Here is a 16,871-nt window from a genome sequence, read left to right on the forward strand (position 1 = left end):
CTTGAAAATTTACGAAAAAGCGCCTGCTAAAATTAATTTGATGCTGGACGTTTTACATAAAAGAAGCGATGGATTCCATGAAGTTGAAATGATCATGACCATGGTCGATCTGGCTGATCGGCTGGAAATGTCGGAGCTGCCGCGAGATACCATTTTCATCTCCAGTCAGGCGGGATATATCCCGCTGGATGAGAAGAATCTGGCTTTTCAGGCAGCCAGACTTATCAAAGAGCGCTATAACGTGCGTACCGGCGTCCATATTCATCTGGATAAAAAGATTCCAGTTGCAGCCGGACTTGCAGGGGGTAGCAGTGATGCAGCAGCAGCGTTGCGTGGATTAAACCGTCTGTGGCGGCTGAATATACCGGATCACGAACTTCAGGAGCTTGGGGCTGAACTCGGTTCGGATGTTCCATTTTGTATCACAGGAGGGACTGCACTCGCTACAGGACGTGGTGAGAAATTGACTCCCATACCTAATCCGCCGCAATGCTGGGTGATTCTGGCCAAGCCTCCGATCAATGTGTCTACAGCCGATGTGTACGGACGATTCCGCAGTGACAAGATCGTTCGTCATCCGAGTGCGGCCAAAATGGAGCAGGCTATCCGTAACCAATCATTTACGGAAGTATGTGACCAGATGGGCAATGTACTTGAAGATGTAACCTTGAAGCTGTATCCGGAAGTTCAGCATCTGAAGGATGCCATGATTCGTCTGGGTGCAGACGGTGTGTTAATGTCCGGTAGCGGTCCAACGGTATTCGGTCTGGTTTCCAAAGAATCCAAGGTTGCCCGGATATACAATGGTCTGCGCGGCTTCTGCAAAGAAGTCTACGCTGTACGTATGTTGACGTAAAATTCGCTTTTATAATGTACAAACACGTATAAAGGTGGTATATTTTTAAATAATTATTCGGATTTGGATGTTTCCGTGATCGTGAGGATGGATCTCTGTGAAGAAGTTAAAACGAAGCGCAAGGCTGGTTGAAATGACGCAATACTTATTGTCCAGACCGCATACGGTTATTCCGTTGACCACATTTGCCGAACGCTATGGAGCCGCGAAGTCTTCGATTAGTGAAGATTTGGCGATTATCAAGGAAGTGTTCGAAGAAGGTGGGTCAGGAGAACTGCATACACTGGCTGGAGCAGCCGGGGGAGTAAGATGGATTCCGAAGGTGTCTCGAGAACTGGCACTGGCATTCGCGGAGCGACTGTCGACCCAGCTCGCGCAGCCTGATCGGATCTTGCCTGGAGAATACCTGTACATGTCCGATTTGCTTGGACAACCCGCATTGATGAATGAAGCCGGCAAGATCTTTGCAACGGCCTTTGGTAATATGAATATTGATGTGGTTATGACGGTAGAAACCAAAGGAATCCCACTGGCTTATGCGACCGGAGCCCAGCTCAACCTGCCTGTCGTGCTCGTACGCAGGGACCATCAGGCTACAGAAGGATCGGCCGTAAGTATCAATTATGTATCTGGGTCCCATAAAAGTCTGCATACCATGTCCCTGTCCCGCAGGGCGATGCGTGAGCATTCCAGAGTACTCATTGTGGATGACTTCATGAAGGCCGGGGGTACGGTGCAAGGAATGATCGATCTTTTGGCCGAGTTTAATGCTACGGTAGCCGGGGTAGGGGTACTGGTTGAATCTGGTTCTGTAGATTCAGAGGAACGCCTGCTAACGGATTACGTCTCTCTGGCGAAGCTGACAGCGGTTGATGCCAAGAGCAGACACATTTCCGTCAAGCCTGGTAACTATTTCGACCTGTAGAAAGATGACGAATTTTGTGTCGGTAAAGGTTCTTTTCCATCGACCTGGCACTAACGTTGTCGAATTGTGTATTAAATAAAAAAATTCCTGAAATTAGGAAATTTTTGTGGTTATAAAAAGAAGGAGTTCGTATAGGCTGTGTGGAATTATACACCAAGTTCTGATGGAAAAAGGTGGTGAACACACACATGCAAATTACGGATGTCAGACTCCGCCGTGTTAACTCGGAGGGGAGAATGAAGGCTATCGCATCCATTACCATCGATAACGAATTCGTCGTTCATGACATTCGTGTCATTGATGGTAACAACGGAATGTTTGTTGCTATGCCGAGCAAGCGTACTCCTGACGGAGAGTTCCGTGATATCGCCCACCCGATCTCTTCCGGTACTCGTGAGAAGATTCAGGCAGCAGTTTTGACTGAATATGATCGTGCAGCAACTGAGGAAGAAGTCATTGAAGAAGGTGCCTGAGAACATTATTGGGGTTCGAAGGAAAAGAGAGCCATGTCTTATGGCTCTCTTTTCTTTTTGACCGGAATAAGATATATTCAGTATTGAGTTATTAGCAGAGAACAAAAAGCGCATCGTGCGCTTGGTGGCAGGGCGGCATCTTAGGAATCATTGGGATTCGGTTAAGCTCGCAGGTACACGGCGTATACATATAGGTCACGATTCGTTGGTGTCCGCGTTGTTACGTGTGATTACAGAGACAGCAGGCGATGAACAGGACCGGCTTGAAGCCGGCTGAACGATACTCATTGGATATAGATAAGTAATGCAATTCAATGGGATTTTCAGAACAGGAGGTCGTTAATTTTGAAACGAATGGCAATCGTTCTTGCCGCAGGGCAAGGGAAACGAATGAAATCAAAATTGTACAAAGTACTGCATCCCGTATGCGGTAAACCTATGGTTGGACATGTGCTGGATGCAGCACTCAGCGCAGGCGTTGAACGCAGTGTAGTTGTAGTCGGTCATGGTGCCGAAGCGGTGCAGTCATTTTTGGGTTCCAGAGCGGATTATGCACTTCAGGCAGAACAACTGGGTACAGGTCATGCAGTGAAGCAGGTTAAATCCTTGCTTGGCGGTGAAACTGGCTCTACAATTGTGGTCTGTGGTGATACACCACTTGTGACCAGTGAGACGTTGGAAGGTCTGATGAAGCTGCATGAGAGCAGCGGAGCAGCAGCCACAGTTCTTACGGCTCAGTTGGACAATCCCAAAGGCTATGGCCGCGTCATTCGCGGAGAAGATGGGTCTGTACAACGGATTGTGGAACAAAAGGATTGCACAGAGCAGGAAGATGCTGTGAATGAGATTAACACGGGCACATACTGTTTTGATAATGCAAAATTGTTCGCAGCCCTGGAAAAAGTGACGAACCAGAACGCTCAGGGAGAGTATTATCTCACAGACGTGGTTGGCATTTTCCGCAATGATGGAGAAGTCGTTGAAGCTTACATGTCAGATGACATCGCAGAATCCATCGGGGTTAACGACAGACTCGCACTTTCACAAGCCGAAGCCTTTATGCGGGAACGTCTTGCCGTACGCCATATGTTGAACGGTGTTACGATCATTGATCCGTCATCGACATATATCGGAGCGGATGTTACGATTGGAGCAGATACGGTATTGTATCCGGGGACGATCCTCAAAGGCACAACTTCCATTGGTGAAGCATGCCATATTGGTCCTCAGGCAGATGTGGAAGACAGCGTTATTCAGGACGGAGTTACGATTAAACATTCGGTAGTATCCAATGCCGAGGTTGGTTCTGATGCAACGGTAGGTCCATTTGCTAATTTGCGTCCAGGGACTAAACTGGGTCGCAACGTAAAAATTGGTGACTTTGTTGAAGTGAAAAATGCTACAATTGACGAAGGTTCCAAAGTATCTCATCTCAGCTATATTGGGGATGCCAAAGTAGGGAAAAACGTAAATGTTGGATGCGGGGCAATAACTGTCAATTATGATGGTTATAATAAAGCTGTGACAACGATTGAAGATGATGCTTTTGTAGGCAGCAACGTCAATCTGATTGCACCGATTACGGTAGGAAAAGGCGCTTATGTGGTTGCTGGCTCCACCGTTACCCATTCCGTTCCCGAGAATGATCTGGCCATTGCTCGTCCACGTCAGGAGAATAAACCTGGTTATGCGGAGAAGATTCGCGGACGTGCCAAAGCCAAGAAACAAAATGCCAAACCCCAATAAGGGGTTTTGATAACAGAATTGCCTCCCGAAGACCGGGAGGTGCCGACATGTCGCAGACGCTTATTGATTCCAATGAACCAGCACGGAGGGTTTTTATTTTATGACTTATTTTGATTCGAAATTAAAAATATTTACTTGCAATTCTAACCCCAAGCTCGCCCATCAAATTGCTGATTATATCGGGATTCCTATGGGTGAATCTCACACAACCAGCTTCAGCGATGGCGAGATTCAAGTGAAACTCTCCGAGAGTGTTCGGGGTTGTCACGTCTACATCGTGCAGTCCACTTGCTTGCCGGTTAATGACAACCTGATGGAAATGCTCGTTATGATTGATGCACTTAAACGGGCATCTGCCAAGACGATTAACGTCGTTATTCCTTACTATGGCTATGCAAGACAGGATCGCAAGGCACGTTCGCGTGACCCAATTACGGCGAAACTGGTTGCCAACCTGATCGAAAAAGCGGGTGCAACCCGTGTTATCGCGATGGACTTGCATGCAATGCAGATTCAGGGATTCTTCGACATTCCGGTCGACCATTTGCTCGGCGTGCCGATTCTGGCTCAATATTTCCGGTCGAAACAGATCGAAAATCCAGTTGTCGTGTCACCTGACCACGGTGGCGTAGTACGTGCACGTAAACTGGCTGATTTCCTGAATGCACCTCTTGCGATTATCGACAAACGTCGTCCTGAGCCGAATGTGAGCGAAGTGATGAACATTATCGGTAACATCGAGGGTAAAACAGCCATTCTGATCGATGACATTATTGACACGGCGGGAACGATTGTACTGGGAGCGAATGCTCTGATGGAAGGCGGCGTGAAAGAAGTATACGCGTGCTGTACTCACCCGGTATTGTCGGGACCTGCGATGGAACGTTTGGAGAATGCACCATTGAAGGAAGTCATCGTAACGGATACGATTCCTATTACGCATGCGAATCCGACAAGCAAACTCAAAGTGTTGTCTGTAGCGCCTTTGCTCGGAGAAGCAATTATCCGGGTTCATGAGGAATTGTCAATCAGCAAGCTGTTTGAAATTGAATAAGGATGTCTGCATAAAGTAGTAGAGGGGTTACGTTTTCCGGTTCAATGGAAAATGTAACCCCTGTCGGCGTGCCGTTTTATTAAAAATGAAACAGACGCTGGGCAGTCCATATAATTTGAACTACTAATTTACACAATAACGGAGAGGGCAGAAAAGATCTGAAGAAGTGAAGCGTTCGCCTTTATCACCGGATTTTCCCTTTGAAAAGGGAATCAAAAAATCTGGGGATAACAGCGATCGGAAGATGTTTCTGCACGTGCAGTGATCCAGTGTAAAATGGTTCGTTCATCTTATATGGTTAATACCCGGGGCGGGAGATAAATCGGAAACGACGCCGGTGAAAGAGCGTGTCGGCAATCTCGACGAATTGATTATCGAAACGAGTGATGAGACCAATCTCAATATGGGTGTCGCGGTCGTATACCTGTACAGGTACGTGATATTCGAGATGATAGATAAAATCGCTATGTTGAGTCAGTTGTCCGTTGTCTTCGCGCAAAACCCGCTCACCTTCCTGGGTTGATAAAATAATAACTGTGAATACTACAGTAAATTCGGATCTTTACTTTCCTGATATTATATGAAATATAACATTCGAAGTCTATGCCTCACCTCAGGCTAATCCGAAGGAGGGAACAAGATGAAGTGGATTGTCGGACTTGGAAATCCAGGCTCGAACTATGCCAAAACCCGTCATAATATCGGTTTTATGGCACTGGATCGGTTGGCTGATCGTCATAGTATCTCCATTACACAGAGTAAATGTAAGGCGCTGATTGGAGAAGGCAACATTGGCGGTGTGAAAACAGTGCTGATCAAACCGATGACCTTTATGAATTTGTCTGGTGAATCGGTTCGAGCGTATATGGATTTTTATAAAGTTAGTCTTGAAGATCTGATTGTTGTGTACGACGACATGGATACAGAGATTGGCAAAGTTAGATTGCGTTACCAAGGCAGTGCAGGTGGACATAATGGGATCAAGTCCATTATTCAGCATACCGGTACACAGCAGTTTAACCGGGTACGAATGGGAATATCCCGGCCTGAACCAGGACATGCCATTGTCGATTATGTACTATCGACATTTATGAAGAAAGAAAAAGAAGCCCTTGATCAGACCATTGAGCAAACATGTGATGCTCTGGAGCATAGCTTGACTCATACGTTCGAACAAACAATGGCGAAGTTTAACGGTTAATTCTGTAAGACATACTGGTAAAATGATCATAAAAGACGGGTTCGATTCAGCCATACTGGACATACTGGATGTATAAACCATGTTCAGGAGGCATAAACATGTCAGTGAATTACGTATGTCGGCATTGCCGTACCTTTATTGGACGAATCGATTCAGCCCGGATAACGGAAGTAGAGCTCGGCTTTCATTTCTTGACCCCCGACGAGCGGAGGGATATAATAGCGTATAATTCCGGTGGTGACATTACCGTTCGGATTACATGTGATTACTGTAAGGAAGCCCTGGAGCACAATCCAGAGCTTAGTCTGCTCGCGAGTCCGCTTCAGTAGACATCGCCTGTAACAGGATCGAATGACAGTTGAGGGCGGTTGCGTAATAACGCTCCACCTTTTATAGCCTTGGCAGCCTGCTGAGGCTTCTTTTCAGTTGGAATGAAAGCCAGCGCTATTTCCAAATCAGGCTCAGCTACATCAACAGATGTGGCAATGTTGCGAGTAATCATTTATGATGAAACAGGACAAAAAGGAATTTGTATCCATTTTAATAGTGATGCTACGCGTATGCGTGAGATAATCAAGTAAGTTATAAGAGAGGTGCCCCTTTTGTTACAAGCACTTATACAAGCTTTTTCCAAAGATCCGGACTTCGGGTCCATTACAGCCGGAATCAAGTCCGGCATGAAAGAGCAATTGGTTTCGGGTCTATCCGGCTCGGCGCGTCAGATTATGCTGGCTGCTCTGCATCAGGAAATGAACCGACCATTGCTCGTAGTAACACACAATATGTTTGCAGCTCAAAAAATTGCAGAAGATTTACAGGAAGCGCTTTCACCTGATCAGGTGTTAATCTATCCTGCCAACGAACTTGTCGCTGCTGAAGCTGCTGTTTCCAGTCCGGAAACATTGGGTCAGCGTATTGATGTGTTGGTCCGCTGCGCCCAGGGATTCAGGGGCGTTGTTGTTATTCCCTTTTCTGGCGTAAGACGTTATGTCCCGCTTCCGGAAGTGATGGCCAATGCTCAAATTTTGATTAAACAGGGCAACACACTTCAACTGGATTCCTTCCTGCTGGAGATGGTAAAGCTCGGATATGAGCGTGTGGAGCGCGTAGAATCTCGTGGGGAGATGAGTGTACGCGGAGGAATCATCGACTTCTATCCGGTTACTTCATCGATCGCGTATCGAGTGGAGTTATTTGATGATGAGATCGACTCCATTCGGACGTTCGACCCCGCGGATCAGCGTTCGATTGAACGGATTGAAGAAATTACGGTTCTGCCATGCAAGGAGTTAATCGCAGATCGTGAACGGATGGAAAAGGCTGCCGATGCAGCTGCCATTTTGCTCGAGCAACAGTTGGAGAAAATGACGGACCGGCAGGCGAAGCTGCATCTTCGTGAAGAAATTCACCGGGAGATCGAGCTTTTGCGGGAACACGTGTATTTCTCCGAAATGTACAAATATATTTCTCCGCTCTATCCGGAGAACAAAACGATCTACGACTATATGCCAGAAGATACCCTGCTGGTTCTTGATGAGCCTGCCAGACTATCGGAGACATCGAAACAGCTGGACCGTGATGAATCAGAGTGGAATCTGCATTTGATGCAAAACGGAAAAACACTTCCGGATCTTCCATTATCCGCAGACGGTGATGAACTCTTGTATGAGCGTCCATTCCAGACGCTGTTTATGTCGATCTTTTTGCGTCAGGTTCCACACACCCAACCACAGAACATTCTGAACTTCATCAGTCGTGGCATGCAGGATTTCCATGGACAGATGAACGTACTGAAGGCAGAGATGGAGCGTTGGCAGAAGGCCGGAGTTCAAGTGCTCATGCTGGCGAACGGTGGGGAACGACTGGATCGGATGCGCCGCGTTCTGATGGACTATGATATTCCGGAGCCAGAGATGCTGATTGGTAACTTGCAAACCGGATTTGAAATGCCGTCCATTCATTTGGCTGTCGTGACTGAGGGCGAGATGTTCTCGCAAAAACAGCGTAAAGTGCGCAAACCGATTCGAAATGTAGACAACGCGGAACGGATCAAATCCTACAGTGAGCTAAAAGTGGGCGATTATGTCGTTCACCAGAACCACGGGATTGGTAAGTACCTCGGAATCGGCACCCTTGAGGTTGGCGGCATTCATAAAGACTACATGCATATTCTCTATGCCGGTGGAGACAAACTGTCTGTACCTATTGAACAGATCGATCTGATTCAGAAGTATGTAGGTTCGGAAGAGAAAGAGCCTAAAATATACAAGCTGGGCGGTAATGAGTGGACACGGGTTAAAAATAAAGTCCGCACATCCGTACAGGATATTGCTGATGATCTGATCAAGCTGTATGCAGAGCGTCAGACGTCCAAAGGGTTTGGGTTCGACAAGGATTCTGCCGAACAGCAGGAGTTTGAGGACATGTTCCCTTATGATGAGACACGTGATCAGGTGCGTGCGATCGAAGAAATCAAGAAGGACATGGAACAAAACCGTCCAATGGACCGTTTATTGTGTGGGGATGTTGGTTACGGCAAAACCGAGGTGGCTATTCGTGCTGCGTTTAAAGCAGCTATTGAAGGCAAACAGGTGGCTGTACTCGTTCCGACAACGATTTTGGCACAGCAGCATTTTGAGACATTCCGTGAGCGTTTCTCCGGTTACCCGTTCAACATTCATGTGCTTAGCCGTTTCCGCTCGCGTAAAGAGCAGAATGAAACTGCCAAAGGCATCAAGGCAGGCACCGTGGATATTGTCATCGGGACGCATCGACTGCTGTCGCAGGATCTGGTGTTCAAGGACCTGGGACTGCTCATTGTCGACGAAGAACAGCGTTTCGGAGTAACTCATAAGGAAAAATTGAAGAAGCTGAAAACCAATGTGGACGTGCTAACGCTGACGGCAACGCCGATTCCGCGCACGCTTCATATGTCCATGCTGGGTGTACGTGATCTGTCCGTTATCGAGACTCCGCCAGAGAATCGCTTCCCGGTGCAGACCTATGTGGTTGAACACAGTCAGGCGCTTGTCCGCGAAGCGATTGAGCGTGAGCTTGCTCGTGGCGGTCAGGTGTATTACCTCTACAACCGTGTTCAAGGAATTCAGGAGATGGCAGCCGAAATTTCTGAACTTGTGCCTGAAGCCAAGGTTGGTGTGGGTCATGGTCAGATGTCGGAAACAGAACTGGAGAAGACGATTCTGGACTTCCTGGATGGTGAATATGACGTGCTTGTGAGCACAAGTATCATCGAGACCGGGGTAGATATTCCGAACGTAAACACACTGATCGTACATGATGCGGATAAAATGGGGCTTTCCCAGCTGTATCAGCTGCGCGGCCGGGTGGGTCGTTCCAACCGTATTGCATATGCCTATTTTACGTACCAACGGGATAAAGTGCTTACTGAAGTTGCCGAAAAACGTCTGCAATCGATCAAAGAATTCACCGAACTGGGCTCGGGATTCAAAATCGCCATGCGTGACTTGTCGATTCGTGGGGCGGGAAATCTGCTAGGAGCAGAGCAGCATGGCTTCATCGCTTCCGTCGGATTCGATCTGTATTCCCAGATGCTCGCGGAGGAGATCAACAAACGCAAAGTTACGATGCTTGGCGAGGAGCCGGTACCTTCCGACCAGTGGAACACAACCCTGGATCTCAGTATTGATGCTTACTTGCCGTCCGATTATATCTATGACAGTATTCAGAAGATTGAGATCTACAAAAAAGTGGCGGTCATTGCATCCTTCGACGATGCGATGGAGTTGGAAGACGAATTGGTTGACCGGTTCGGTGATCTTCCGGAGGCCGTTATCAACTTGCTGGCTGTTGCGCGGATGAAAGTATATGGAAAAATCTACGGTATTGAGTCCATTTCCCAACGTGGTGAGGACATTACCGTGAAGTTCTATGAAGGTCGCGAGCATGCCTTTGAACTCTCGAAAATCGCGCACATTGGAAATCAGTTCGAAAGACGTGTACAATTTGAACAAGGACCCCATATGCTGATTCACGCTAAAGGCAAGGGGCTTGGGGATAAGCAACTGATGGAGCTGGTAGAGAAAATTCTGGAGTCCATGAAGACTGCTTTTAAATCAAAGGGGGAACTAAAAGATGTTACCAAAGTATAAAAAAGTAGGAAAAGTACTGTCTGTGAGCATGGTCGCAGTACTATCCTTATCATTGCTTGCTGCATGCGGCAAGAAGGAAGAAGCGAAAGCACCGGAATCGACAGATACGAGTGCTGTAGTCGCTACGTATGATGGTGGTACCATTACAGCCAATGAATTCGACATGGAACAACGCGTTATGAAATTCCTTTATCCGGAATATGCACAAATGATGGATATGGACGATTTCAAAGAGTATCTGGTGAAACAGGAAGTTGCTTATGAATACCTGAGCGGCAAAGCAAGTGAAGAAGCGAAAACAGCGGGTGCCAAAACAGCAACCGAGCAATTCGATAAAATGAAAGCTTCTGTTCAGGCAGATCAATGGACTGAGATGCTGAAAGCTCAGAACCTGACTGACCAGAACATCAAAGATTATATGACACGCATCATGACAGTAATCAAAGACAAGGAAACTGGCGTTACGGAAGATGCGATCAAGGCTGAGTTTGAGAAAAACAAAGATCAGTTTACAACGGCTTCCGTTCGTCACGTGCTGATTAACTTCACAGATCCAAAAACGCAAAAAGAGCGTAAAAAAGAAGATGCACTGAAAATTGCAAAAGAAGTAAAAACCAAATTGGATGGCGGAGCTGATTTTGCTGAAATTGCAAAAGAATACTCCGAAGATCCAGGTTCTGCTGAAAAAGGTGGACTGTATGAAGAAACACCTGTAGGCAGCTGGGTAGATGCGTTTAAAGAAGCTGCAAAAACATTGCCACTGAACAAAATCAGTGATCCGGTTGAAACGGAGTACGGTTACCACATCATGAAAGTGGAAGCTCGTACAGAAGCAGACTTCACTAAATTGACGGCTGAGCAAAAAGAAAGTCTGAAGAGCCAATTGGCAGCTGCTGAGATCGATACGTTCATGCAAAATGAATTGGACAAAATCGTAAAAGAAGTTAACCTGCCAAAAACAGAAAAAGCTGAAGAAGGTACGACTGAAGGCACAACAGGTACAGGAACTGAAGGAGAGCAAACAACCGAACCAAAAACGGATGACTCCACAGGTACAGATACCAAGACTGACCAAGGTACAACTGGAACAGATAAAGATGCAACGACAGACGAAGGTACAAGCAGTAAGTAATATGGCTGTTAGCATACGTTCAGGGGTAAATCCGCCCGAATGAATGCCTTGTACAACAGTAAATATGGACAACCATACAGAGAAGCAAGGGGAGGACTTTGGACCTCCTTCTTGCTTCTTCTTGTATATATTCAAGCCGTATGGGTATATGGTCGCCTTCTTCGAAAGTTACACAACTATATTCTCCGATGTATGTATAAGGAAATGGGAACAGATGAATACTATGGTCAAGATATCACACTAAACGTTCTGGGACTTTCCTCTACCCATTAAGGAACAGTAGTTGAAAAATCTTCTCGAGAAAGTGGGGCAACATGTGAAATGAAAGCTACTGGTATTGTCCGCCGTATAGATGACCTTGGTCGTGTGGTCATTCCAAAAGAAATCCGCCGTACGTTACGTATTCGTGAAGGGGATCCACTGGAAATTTTCGTGGACCGTGATGGAGAAGTTATTCTTAAAAAATATTCGCCGATTGGCGAGCTTGGTGATTTTGCCAAAGAATATGCAGAATCCCTGTATGAGAGTACAGGACATGTAACCATGATCTCCGACCGGGATACCATTATCACGGTGGCAGGGGGCTCCAAGAAAGAGTATTTGGACAAGCAGGTAGGTCAACTGTTGGAGGGCTGTATGGAAAACAGAAAGACCATTTTGGAAACAAACAATGGTTCTTATGAACTTAGCAAAGATCATGACGAGACGTTATCTTCTTTTGTTATTGCGCCGATTATCTCGGGTGGTGACCCCATCGGAACGGTTATCCTTTTCAATAAGGATGAATCGGTGAAGATGTCTCAGATGGAAGTGAAGATGTCTGAGACGGCTGCTGGTTTCCTTGGCAAGCAAATGGAACAATAGTCAGCAGATCAACTCCTGGTGCCCTGATTTGGGCATACGGGAGTTTTTGCTTTTTAAGGGACAAGGCGTTGATTCAGATGATTGTCACGGGGGTGGGTTAGTCTGTGTGCCTTCAGGCAGGTATAATAACAAGGTATGCTTAATTGAACGCAGGGACATACGCAGGAGGGAATTATGAAACAGCCGTCTACAGGCTCAAGGTTGCTACAGGGTGCATTTGTACTTGGGCTTGCCGCCATTATCTCTAAAATCATTGGTGCTTTTCAGAAGATTCCGTTGCAGAATCTGGGGGGAGACGGAGTTTTTGGCATTTACAATACGGTGTATCCGTTATATATGCTTATTGTTACGGTTGCTGCGGCAGGGCTACCGCTGGCCGTATCCAAATTCGTAGCAGAACAGAATGCACTCGGAAGACCGGACGAGAGCAGAAGGATTATCCGATTATCTTCCGTGCTGCTCGGGGGAATAGGACTTGTTATGGTGCTCTTGATGTATGCAGGTGCGCCGCTGATCGCCGATCTGATCGGCAACCGACATGTCGTTCCTTCGATTCGCGCAGCTTCATGGGCGTTATTGTTCGTACCGATGATGACAGGGCTGCGTGGATATTTTCAGGGATTACAGCAGATGGTGCCGACAGCGGTATCGCAGGTGGTGGAGCAGACGATACGTGTCACCGTCATGATTGTTCTGCTGCTTTGGCTGATGAGGCGGGATGCTTCGCTTGAAACTATCGCTGCTGGCGCCATGATGGGCTCCGTTGCCGGCGGAATGGTTGGGCTATTAGTCATGTTAGGGTACATGGTCCGACATCGGCGGAAAGGTAAGGAAGTGGTCACCGGACAATTGGATTTGGAATGGAGCAGCAGAGGTGAAGAGGCTGGAGCAGACATGCATAAGCGTCAGAAGCATAGGCCGGTTACGCCCCAGTTGAAAACGGTGAGTGCTATTACCCCCGCTCTGGCAGAACGATCACGATCCAATGGTGAGTGGATCAGGACGTTGCTCATGTATGCTATTCCGGTCTGTCTCGGGTCGCTGGCCGTACCACTGATGAATCTGGTGGATACCTTCACTGTGCCCCGGTTGCTGCGGGGGGAAGGACTGGATGAGATCCAGTCGATGGTTTCCTTCGGCATCTACAACCGTGGATTGCCGCTGGTTCAACTGGTGACGATGCTGGCTACGTCACTGTCTGTGCTGTTTATTCCGGCGATGGCGGAAGCCCGGTTAAAGGGCGGGCCAGAAGCCGTCCGGCAGCAAGCAGGCCTCGCGCTGCGCTGGTTCTGGTTGATCGGCCTGGCGGCATCCGCAGGTCTGGCGGTGCTGGCGGAGCCGATTAACCGCATGCTGTACGGAGATGCCGCAGGCACCGAAGCACTGCGGTACATGGCGCTGACGGCTGCAGGCAGCACCGTCAGCATTATTGCGGCGGCGCTGCTGCAAGGCCTCGGCGCCGTGCGCGCACCCGCGTTCAGCATGCTGGCCGCCGCAGGCGTCAAGGTGCTGCTGAACGTCATGTTTGTGCCGGCGCTGGGCATCAGCGGCGCGGCCCTGGCAGGCGCAGTCGCCTACATGCTGGCGGCTGGCCTGAATGTGGCGCTGCTGGCGCGACTTGTCGCCCTGCGCCCTGCCCCTGGCGCCGTCCTGGCGAAGCCGGCGCTGGTGATCGCCGCCATGAGTCTGGCGGCGGTAGGCACGGCCTGGGCCGCCGAAGCCGTGCTTGGCGGCATGGGTATCGCGGCCGACCGCAGGCTGGCCGCGATGGGCGTGAGCCTGCTGGGCATTGCCGCAGGCTCGGCCGTGTTCTTGCTGGCGGCGGCCCGGACAGGGCTACTGACCGCCGCGGAGCTGGCGGCCGTGCCCAAGTTGGGGCCTCGCCTTGCCAAGCTGCTGCGCAGACTGCGTGTGCTGCGCTAGCTCCATGCTCACGGTGCTTCTGCCTCCAGCACCCCAAATATGCAATTATAGAATATCGAATGATTCTGGTATAATACGTGTAATTAGTCCTGTTCAGATATGATGAATTTGTGAGCCTGGACAGGATAGTCCGGATGGAGGTTTACGTAATGAGTGCAGCTATAACCGTAGTAGGTCTTGGATCTGGAGATGCAGACCAACTGACCGTAGGTATTATCAAAAAAATGAAACATGCAGCTACGCTGTATGTACGCACCCTGGATCATCCTGTGTTGAATGATCTGAAGCAAGAGGGACTGGAGATGACCTCATTTGATGCCATCTATGAGGCGAAGTCCTCCTTCCCCGAAGTGTATGATGAGATCGCAAACCAACTGATAGAGGCCGCTCGCAAGGGTGAGGCTGGAACCGAGATTGTGTATGCTGTACCCGGTCATCCCATGGTGGCAGAAGCAAGTGTACGTCTGCTCAAAGAACGTTGCCCACAGATGGGTATTTCACTGCGTGTCATGGGTGGAGAGAGCTTCCTGGACGAAGCCTTTATACGACTTGGATTTGACCCGATCGAAGGCTTTCAACTCCTGGATGCCAGCAGTCTGAACACGGAACTGGTACAACCACAGCTACATACGTTGATCGGACAAGTCTACGATGTGTTCACTGCCTCGGATGTGAAGCTATGCCTGATGGAAGTTTACCCGGACGATTATCCCGTATTTGTGGGTCATGCGTTGGGTGTACAGGGTCAGGAAGTTATTCACAAGATTCCGCTACACGAACTGGACCGAATCGAAGGGTACGGCAATCTGTCACTGATCTATGTACCGAAGAACACCGATGATGCCTTGCGTCGTCGATCTTTTGCACGTTTGCATGAGATTGTAAACATTCTTCGCAGTCCAGGTGGCTGTCCATGGGATCAGGAGCAGACACATCAGTCCATTCGCAAAAACCTGATTGAAGAGACCTATGAAGTTGTTGAGACGATTGATGAGGATGACCCTGACCATATGAAAGAAGAGCTGGGTGATCTGTTGCTGCAGATTTTATTGCATTCCCAGATGGAAGAAGAAGTTGGTACATTCAATGTGTATGATGTCATCGAAGGTTTGAATGATAAGCTGATTTTCCGTCATCCACATGTGTTTGGTGATAATCAGGCAGAAGACGCGAATGAAGCTCTTCAGAACTGGGAACAGATGAAGGCAGAGGAGAAAAAACGCAAGGGCCTAGATCAACAGAAGGTTTCCGTGCTGGACGGCATACCGCGTGATTTACCTGCATTGATGAAGGGATACAAGCTACAGAAGAAAGCAGCCAAAGTGGGCTTTGACTGGGATGATGTTGAAGGTGTGTTTGCCAAGATCGAGGAAGAGCTGGCGGAGTTGAAAGAAGCGGTGCAACAAGGTCAGTCTGCGGAAGAACGGAAGCTCGAGCTGGGTGACTTATTATTCGCAGCCGCGAACGTTGCAAGATTCATCGATACGGATCCGGAAGAGGCACTCGCTGCGACCAACCGCAAGTTCGTTGGGCGGTTCCAGTATATCGAAGAGCGTCTGCGTGAACAGGGAAGAACACCAGCAGATAGCAATGTAGAAGAGATGGAGCAATTCTGGCAGGATGCGAAGAAAGCAGGATTATAAGGGGTTCAATTTTCTGGAAAATACCGATAAACCTTATTCCATCATGCTATGCAGTGTGTTATGATATACGAACATGTGTTCATCTGTGTAAACTGGAGTTGGTGTTTAGCGACGGATGGTTTCGCGTACTGGTCTTAGACTGTCCCCTGCGGACCATCGACAAAAAGCTAAAAAAAGTCGCGGACCAAGGCAGGATTTCAGATACCAAGCCAGAATACATGTGTAGTAACCTAACGCGAACCCAGCGGCAATAACCTATTGCTCAGGCTCGCAGATACTTTTTTTTCAATTTGGGAGGCTTTTAAAAATGAACAAAACAGATCTGATTAACAACATTTCAACCAAAAGTGGTTTGACTAAAAAAGACGTTGAGTCCGTATTGAACGGCTTTTTGGGAGAAATTACAGATGCACTTGCCAGCGGAGACAAAGTACAATTGATCGGCTTTGGCACTTTTGAGACCCGCAAACGTTCCGGTCGTACCGGACGTAACCCACAAACAGGGAATGAAATTGTGATTCCTGAGTCCACTGTTCCTGCATTCAAAGCAGGCAACAAACTTAAAGAAGCCGTAAAATAATGCGTCTTGATAAATTCCTGAAGGTCTCCCGGCTAATTAAACGCCGTACTGTGGCCAAGGACGTCTCTGAACAGGGACGTGTTCTGATAAACGGACGTGAAGCGAAGCCCAGCGCCGCTGTTAAAGTAGGCGATGAGCTGACGGTTCAGTTCGGTCAGAAACTGGTCACGGTGAAGGTGGAACGAATTGCCGAGAGCACCAAGAAGGATGAGGCGAGCAGCCTCTACACCTTGGTTAAGGAAGAGCCGATCGCCAAGGATAACGGGATGAACTGGTAACAGTACACCTGGTATGATTGAATATTCATTCAATGCAAGTTGAATCGAAACGTCCTCCTGTAACCG

At 48.2% G+C, this 16,871-nt stretch carries 15 protein-coding genes; 14 read left to right on the plus strand and 1 reads right to left on the minus strand.

All coding sequences use genetic code 11. The features are described from left to right. Nucleotide 1: 1 nt before the first annotated feature. The 5 genes from ispE to OM416_RS29845 all read left to right on the plus strand — a co-directional run bounded on the left by ispE (nt 2) and on the right by OM416_RS29845 (nt 5,054). The gene (gene ispE / locus OM416_RS29825) at nt 2-856 is read left to right on the plus strand and encodes a 4-(cytidine 5'-diphospho)-2-C-methyl-D-erythritol kinase (protein ID WP_026081373.1); all 855 of its coding nucleotides are present in this window, start codon (nt 2-4) and stop codon (nt 854-856) included. Between the two features lie 97 nt (nt 857-953). Then, nucleotides 954-1,781: a pur operon repressor gene (gene purR / locus OM416_RS29830; protein WP_062838094.1), complete on the plus strand. Its 828-nt coding sequence runs from the start codon at nt 954-956 to the stop codon at nt 1,779-1,781. A gap of 188 nt (nt 1,782-1,969) precedes the next feature. Further along, nucleotides 1,970-2,254: a septation regulator SpoVG gene (gene spoVG / locus OM416_RS29835; protein ID WP_017691372.1), complete on the plus strand. Its 285-nt coding sequence runs from the start codon at nt 1,970-1,972 to the stop codon at nt 2,252-2,254. Nucleotides 2,255-2,608: 354 nt separating this feature from the next. Further along, complete coding sequence (gene glmU / locus OM416_RS29840; protein WP_413775845.1) at nt 2,609-4,000, plus strand: bifunctional UDP-N-acetylglucosamine diphosphorylase/glucosamine-1-phosphate N-acetyltransferase GlmU; 1,392 nt, start codon at nt 2,609-2,611, stop codon at nt 3,998-4,000. Nucleotides 4,001-4,100: 100 nt separating this feature from the next. Beyond that, entirely contained in the window at nt 4,101-5,054 is a 954-nt protein-coding gene (locus OM416_RS29845) for a ribose-phosphate diphosphokinase (RefSeq protein WP_017691370.1), read from the plus strand. Nucleotides 5,055-5,352: 298 nt separating this feature from the next. On the opposite strand, the gene OM416_RS29850 is transcribed toward OM416_RS29845, so the two are convergent. Next, the gene (locus tag OM416_RS29850; protein WP_024633712.1) at nt 5,353-5,553 is read right to left on the minus strand and encodes a hypothetical protein; all 201 of its coding nucleotides are present in this window, start codon (nt 5,551-5,553) and stop codon (nt 5,353-5,355) included. Between the two features lie 141 nt (nt 5,554-5,694). On the opposite strand from OM416_RS29850, the gene pth reads away from it, so the two are divergent. The 9 genes from pth (at nt 5,695) to OM416_RS29895 (ending at nt 16,805) form a co-directional block, all read left to right on the plus strand. Further along, on the plus strand, nt 5,695-6,255 hold the full coding sequence (gene pth, locus OM416_RS29855; protein ID WP_062838091.1) for an aminoacyl-tRNA hydrolase: 561 nt from the start codon (nt 5,695-5,697) through the stop codon (nt 6,253-6,255). A gap of 98 nt (nt 6,256-6,353) precedes the next feature. Further along, entirely contained in the window at nt 6,354-6,584 is a 231-nt protein-coding gene (locus OM416_RS29860) for an anti-sigma-F factor Fin family protein (protein ID WP_017691368.1), read from the plus strand. A 273-nt stretch (nt 6,585-6,857) separates the two neighbouring features. Beyond that, nucleotides 6,858-10,385: a transcription-repair coupling factor gene (gene mfd, locus OM416_RS29865; RefSeq protein ID WP_264935581.1), complete on the plus strand. Its 3,528-nt coding sequence runs from the start codon at nt 6,858-6,860 to the stop codon at nt 10,383-10,385. Beyond that, complete coding sequence (locus OM416_RS29870; RefSeq protein ID WP_264935582.1) at nt 10,369-11,517, plus strand: peptidylprolyl isomerase; 1,149 nt, start codon at nt 10,369-10,371, stop codon at nt 11,515-11,517. The genes mfd and OM416_RS29870 overlap by 17 nt, the downstream gene beginning before the upstream one ends. 321 nt (nt 11,518-11,838) lie before the next feature. Further along, nucleotides 11,839-12,381, plus strand: a complete 543-nt coding sequence (spoVT, locus tag OM416_RS29875) for a stage V sporulation protein T (protein ID WP_036606123.1) — start codon at nt 11,839-11,841, stop codon at nt 12,379-12,381. Between the two features lie 174 nt (nt 12,382-12,555). Continuing rightward, entirely contained in the window at nt 12,556-14,304 is a 1,749-nt protein-coding gene (locus OM416_RS29880; protein WP_264935583.1) for a polysaccharide biosynthesis protein, read from the plus strand. A gap of 149 nt (nt 14,305-14,453) precedes the next feature. Continuing rightward, on the plus strand, nt 14,454-15,947 hold the full coding sequence (gene mazG, locus OM416_RS29885) for a nucleoside triphosphate pyrophosphohydrolase (RefSeq protein WP_264935584.1): 1,494 nt from the start codon (nt 14,454-14,456) through the stop codon (nt 15,945-15,947). A 307-nt stretch (nt 15,948-16,254) separates the two neighbouring features. Further along, nucleotides 16,255-16,527, plus strand: coding sequence for an HU family DNA-binding protein (locus OM416_RS29890; RefSeq protein ID WP_017691362.1), 273 nt, complete (start codon nt 16,255-16,257; stop codon nt 16,525-16,527). After that, complete coding sequence (locus OM416_RS29895) at nt 16,527-16,805, plus strand: RNA-binding S4 domain-containing protein (protein WP_264935585.1); 279 nt, start codon at nt 16,527-16,529, stop codon at nt 16,803-16,805. Before OM416_RS29890 ends, OM416_RS29895 begins: the two co-directional genes overlap by 1 nt. Nucleotides 16,806-16,871 lie beyond the last annotated feature (66 nt).

Origin of the sequence: Paenibacillus sp. LS1, from assembly GCF_026013365.1 — a bacterium.
In the GTDB taxonomy this organism is placed as follows: domain Bacteria; phylum Bacillota; class Bacilli; order Paenibacillales; family Paenibacillaceae; genus Paenibacillus.

Excerpts from the sequence above, each read along its gene's own strand:
- spoVG (WP_017691372.1), top strand. The coding sequence starts at position 1,970 with ATGCAAATTACGGATGTCAGACTCCGCCGTGTTAACTCGGAGGGGAGA.
- glmU (WP_413775845.1), top strand. The coding sequence starts at position 2,609 with ATGGCAATCGTTCTTGCCGCAGGGCAAGGGAAACGAATGAAATCAAAA.
- OM416_RS29845 (WP_017691370.1), top strand. The coding sequence starts at position 4,101 with ATGACTTATTTTGATTCGAAATTAAAAATATTTACTTGCAATTCTAAC.
- pth (WP_062838091.1), top strand. The coding sequence starts at position 5,695 with ATGAAGTGGATTGTCGGACTTGGAAATCCAGGCTCGAACTATGCCAAA.
- OM416_RS29860 (WP_017691368.1), top strand. The coding sequence starts at position 6,354 with ATGTCAGTGAATTACGTATGTCGGCATTGCCGTACCTTTATTGGACGA.
- OM416_RS29870 (WP_264935582.1), top strand. The coding sequence starts at position 10,369 with ATGTTACCAAAGTATAAAAAAGTAGGAAAAGTACTGTCTGTGAGCATG.
- spoVT (WP_036606123.1), top strand. The coding sequence starts at position 11,839 with ATGAAAGCTACTGGTATTGTCCGCCGTATAGATGACCTTGGTCGTGTG.
- OM416_RS29880 (WP_264935583.1), top strand. The coding sequence starts at position 12,556 with ATGAAACAGCCGTCTACAGGCTCAAGGTTGCTACAGGGTGCATTTGTA.
- mazG (WP_264935584.1), top strand. The coding sequence starts at position 14,454 with ATGAGTGCAGCTATAACCGTAGTAGGTCTTGGATCTGGAGATGCAGAC.
- OM416_RS29890 (WP_017691362.1), top strand. The coding sequence starts at position 16,255 with ATGAACAAAACAGATCTGATTAACAACATTTCAACCAAAAGTGGTTTG.
- OM416_RS29895 (WP_264935585.1), top strand. The coding sequence starts at position 16,527 with ATGCGTCTTGATAAATTCCTGAAGGTCTCCCGGCTAATTAAACGCCGT.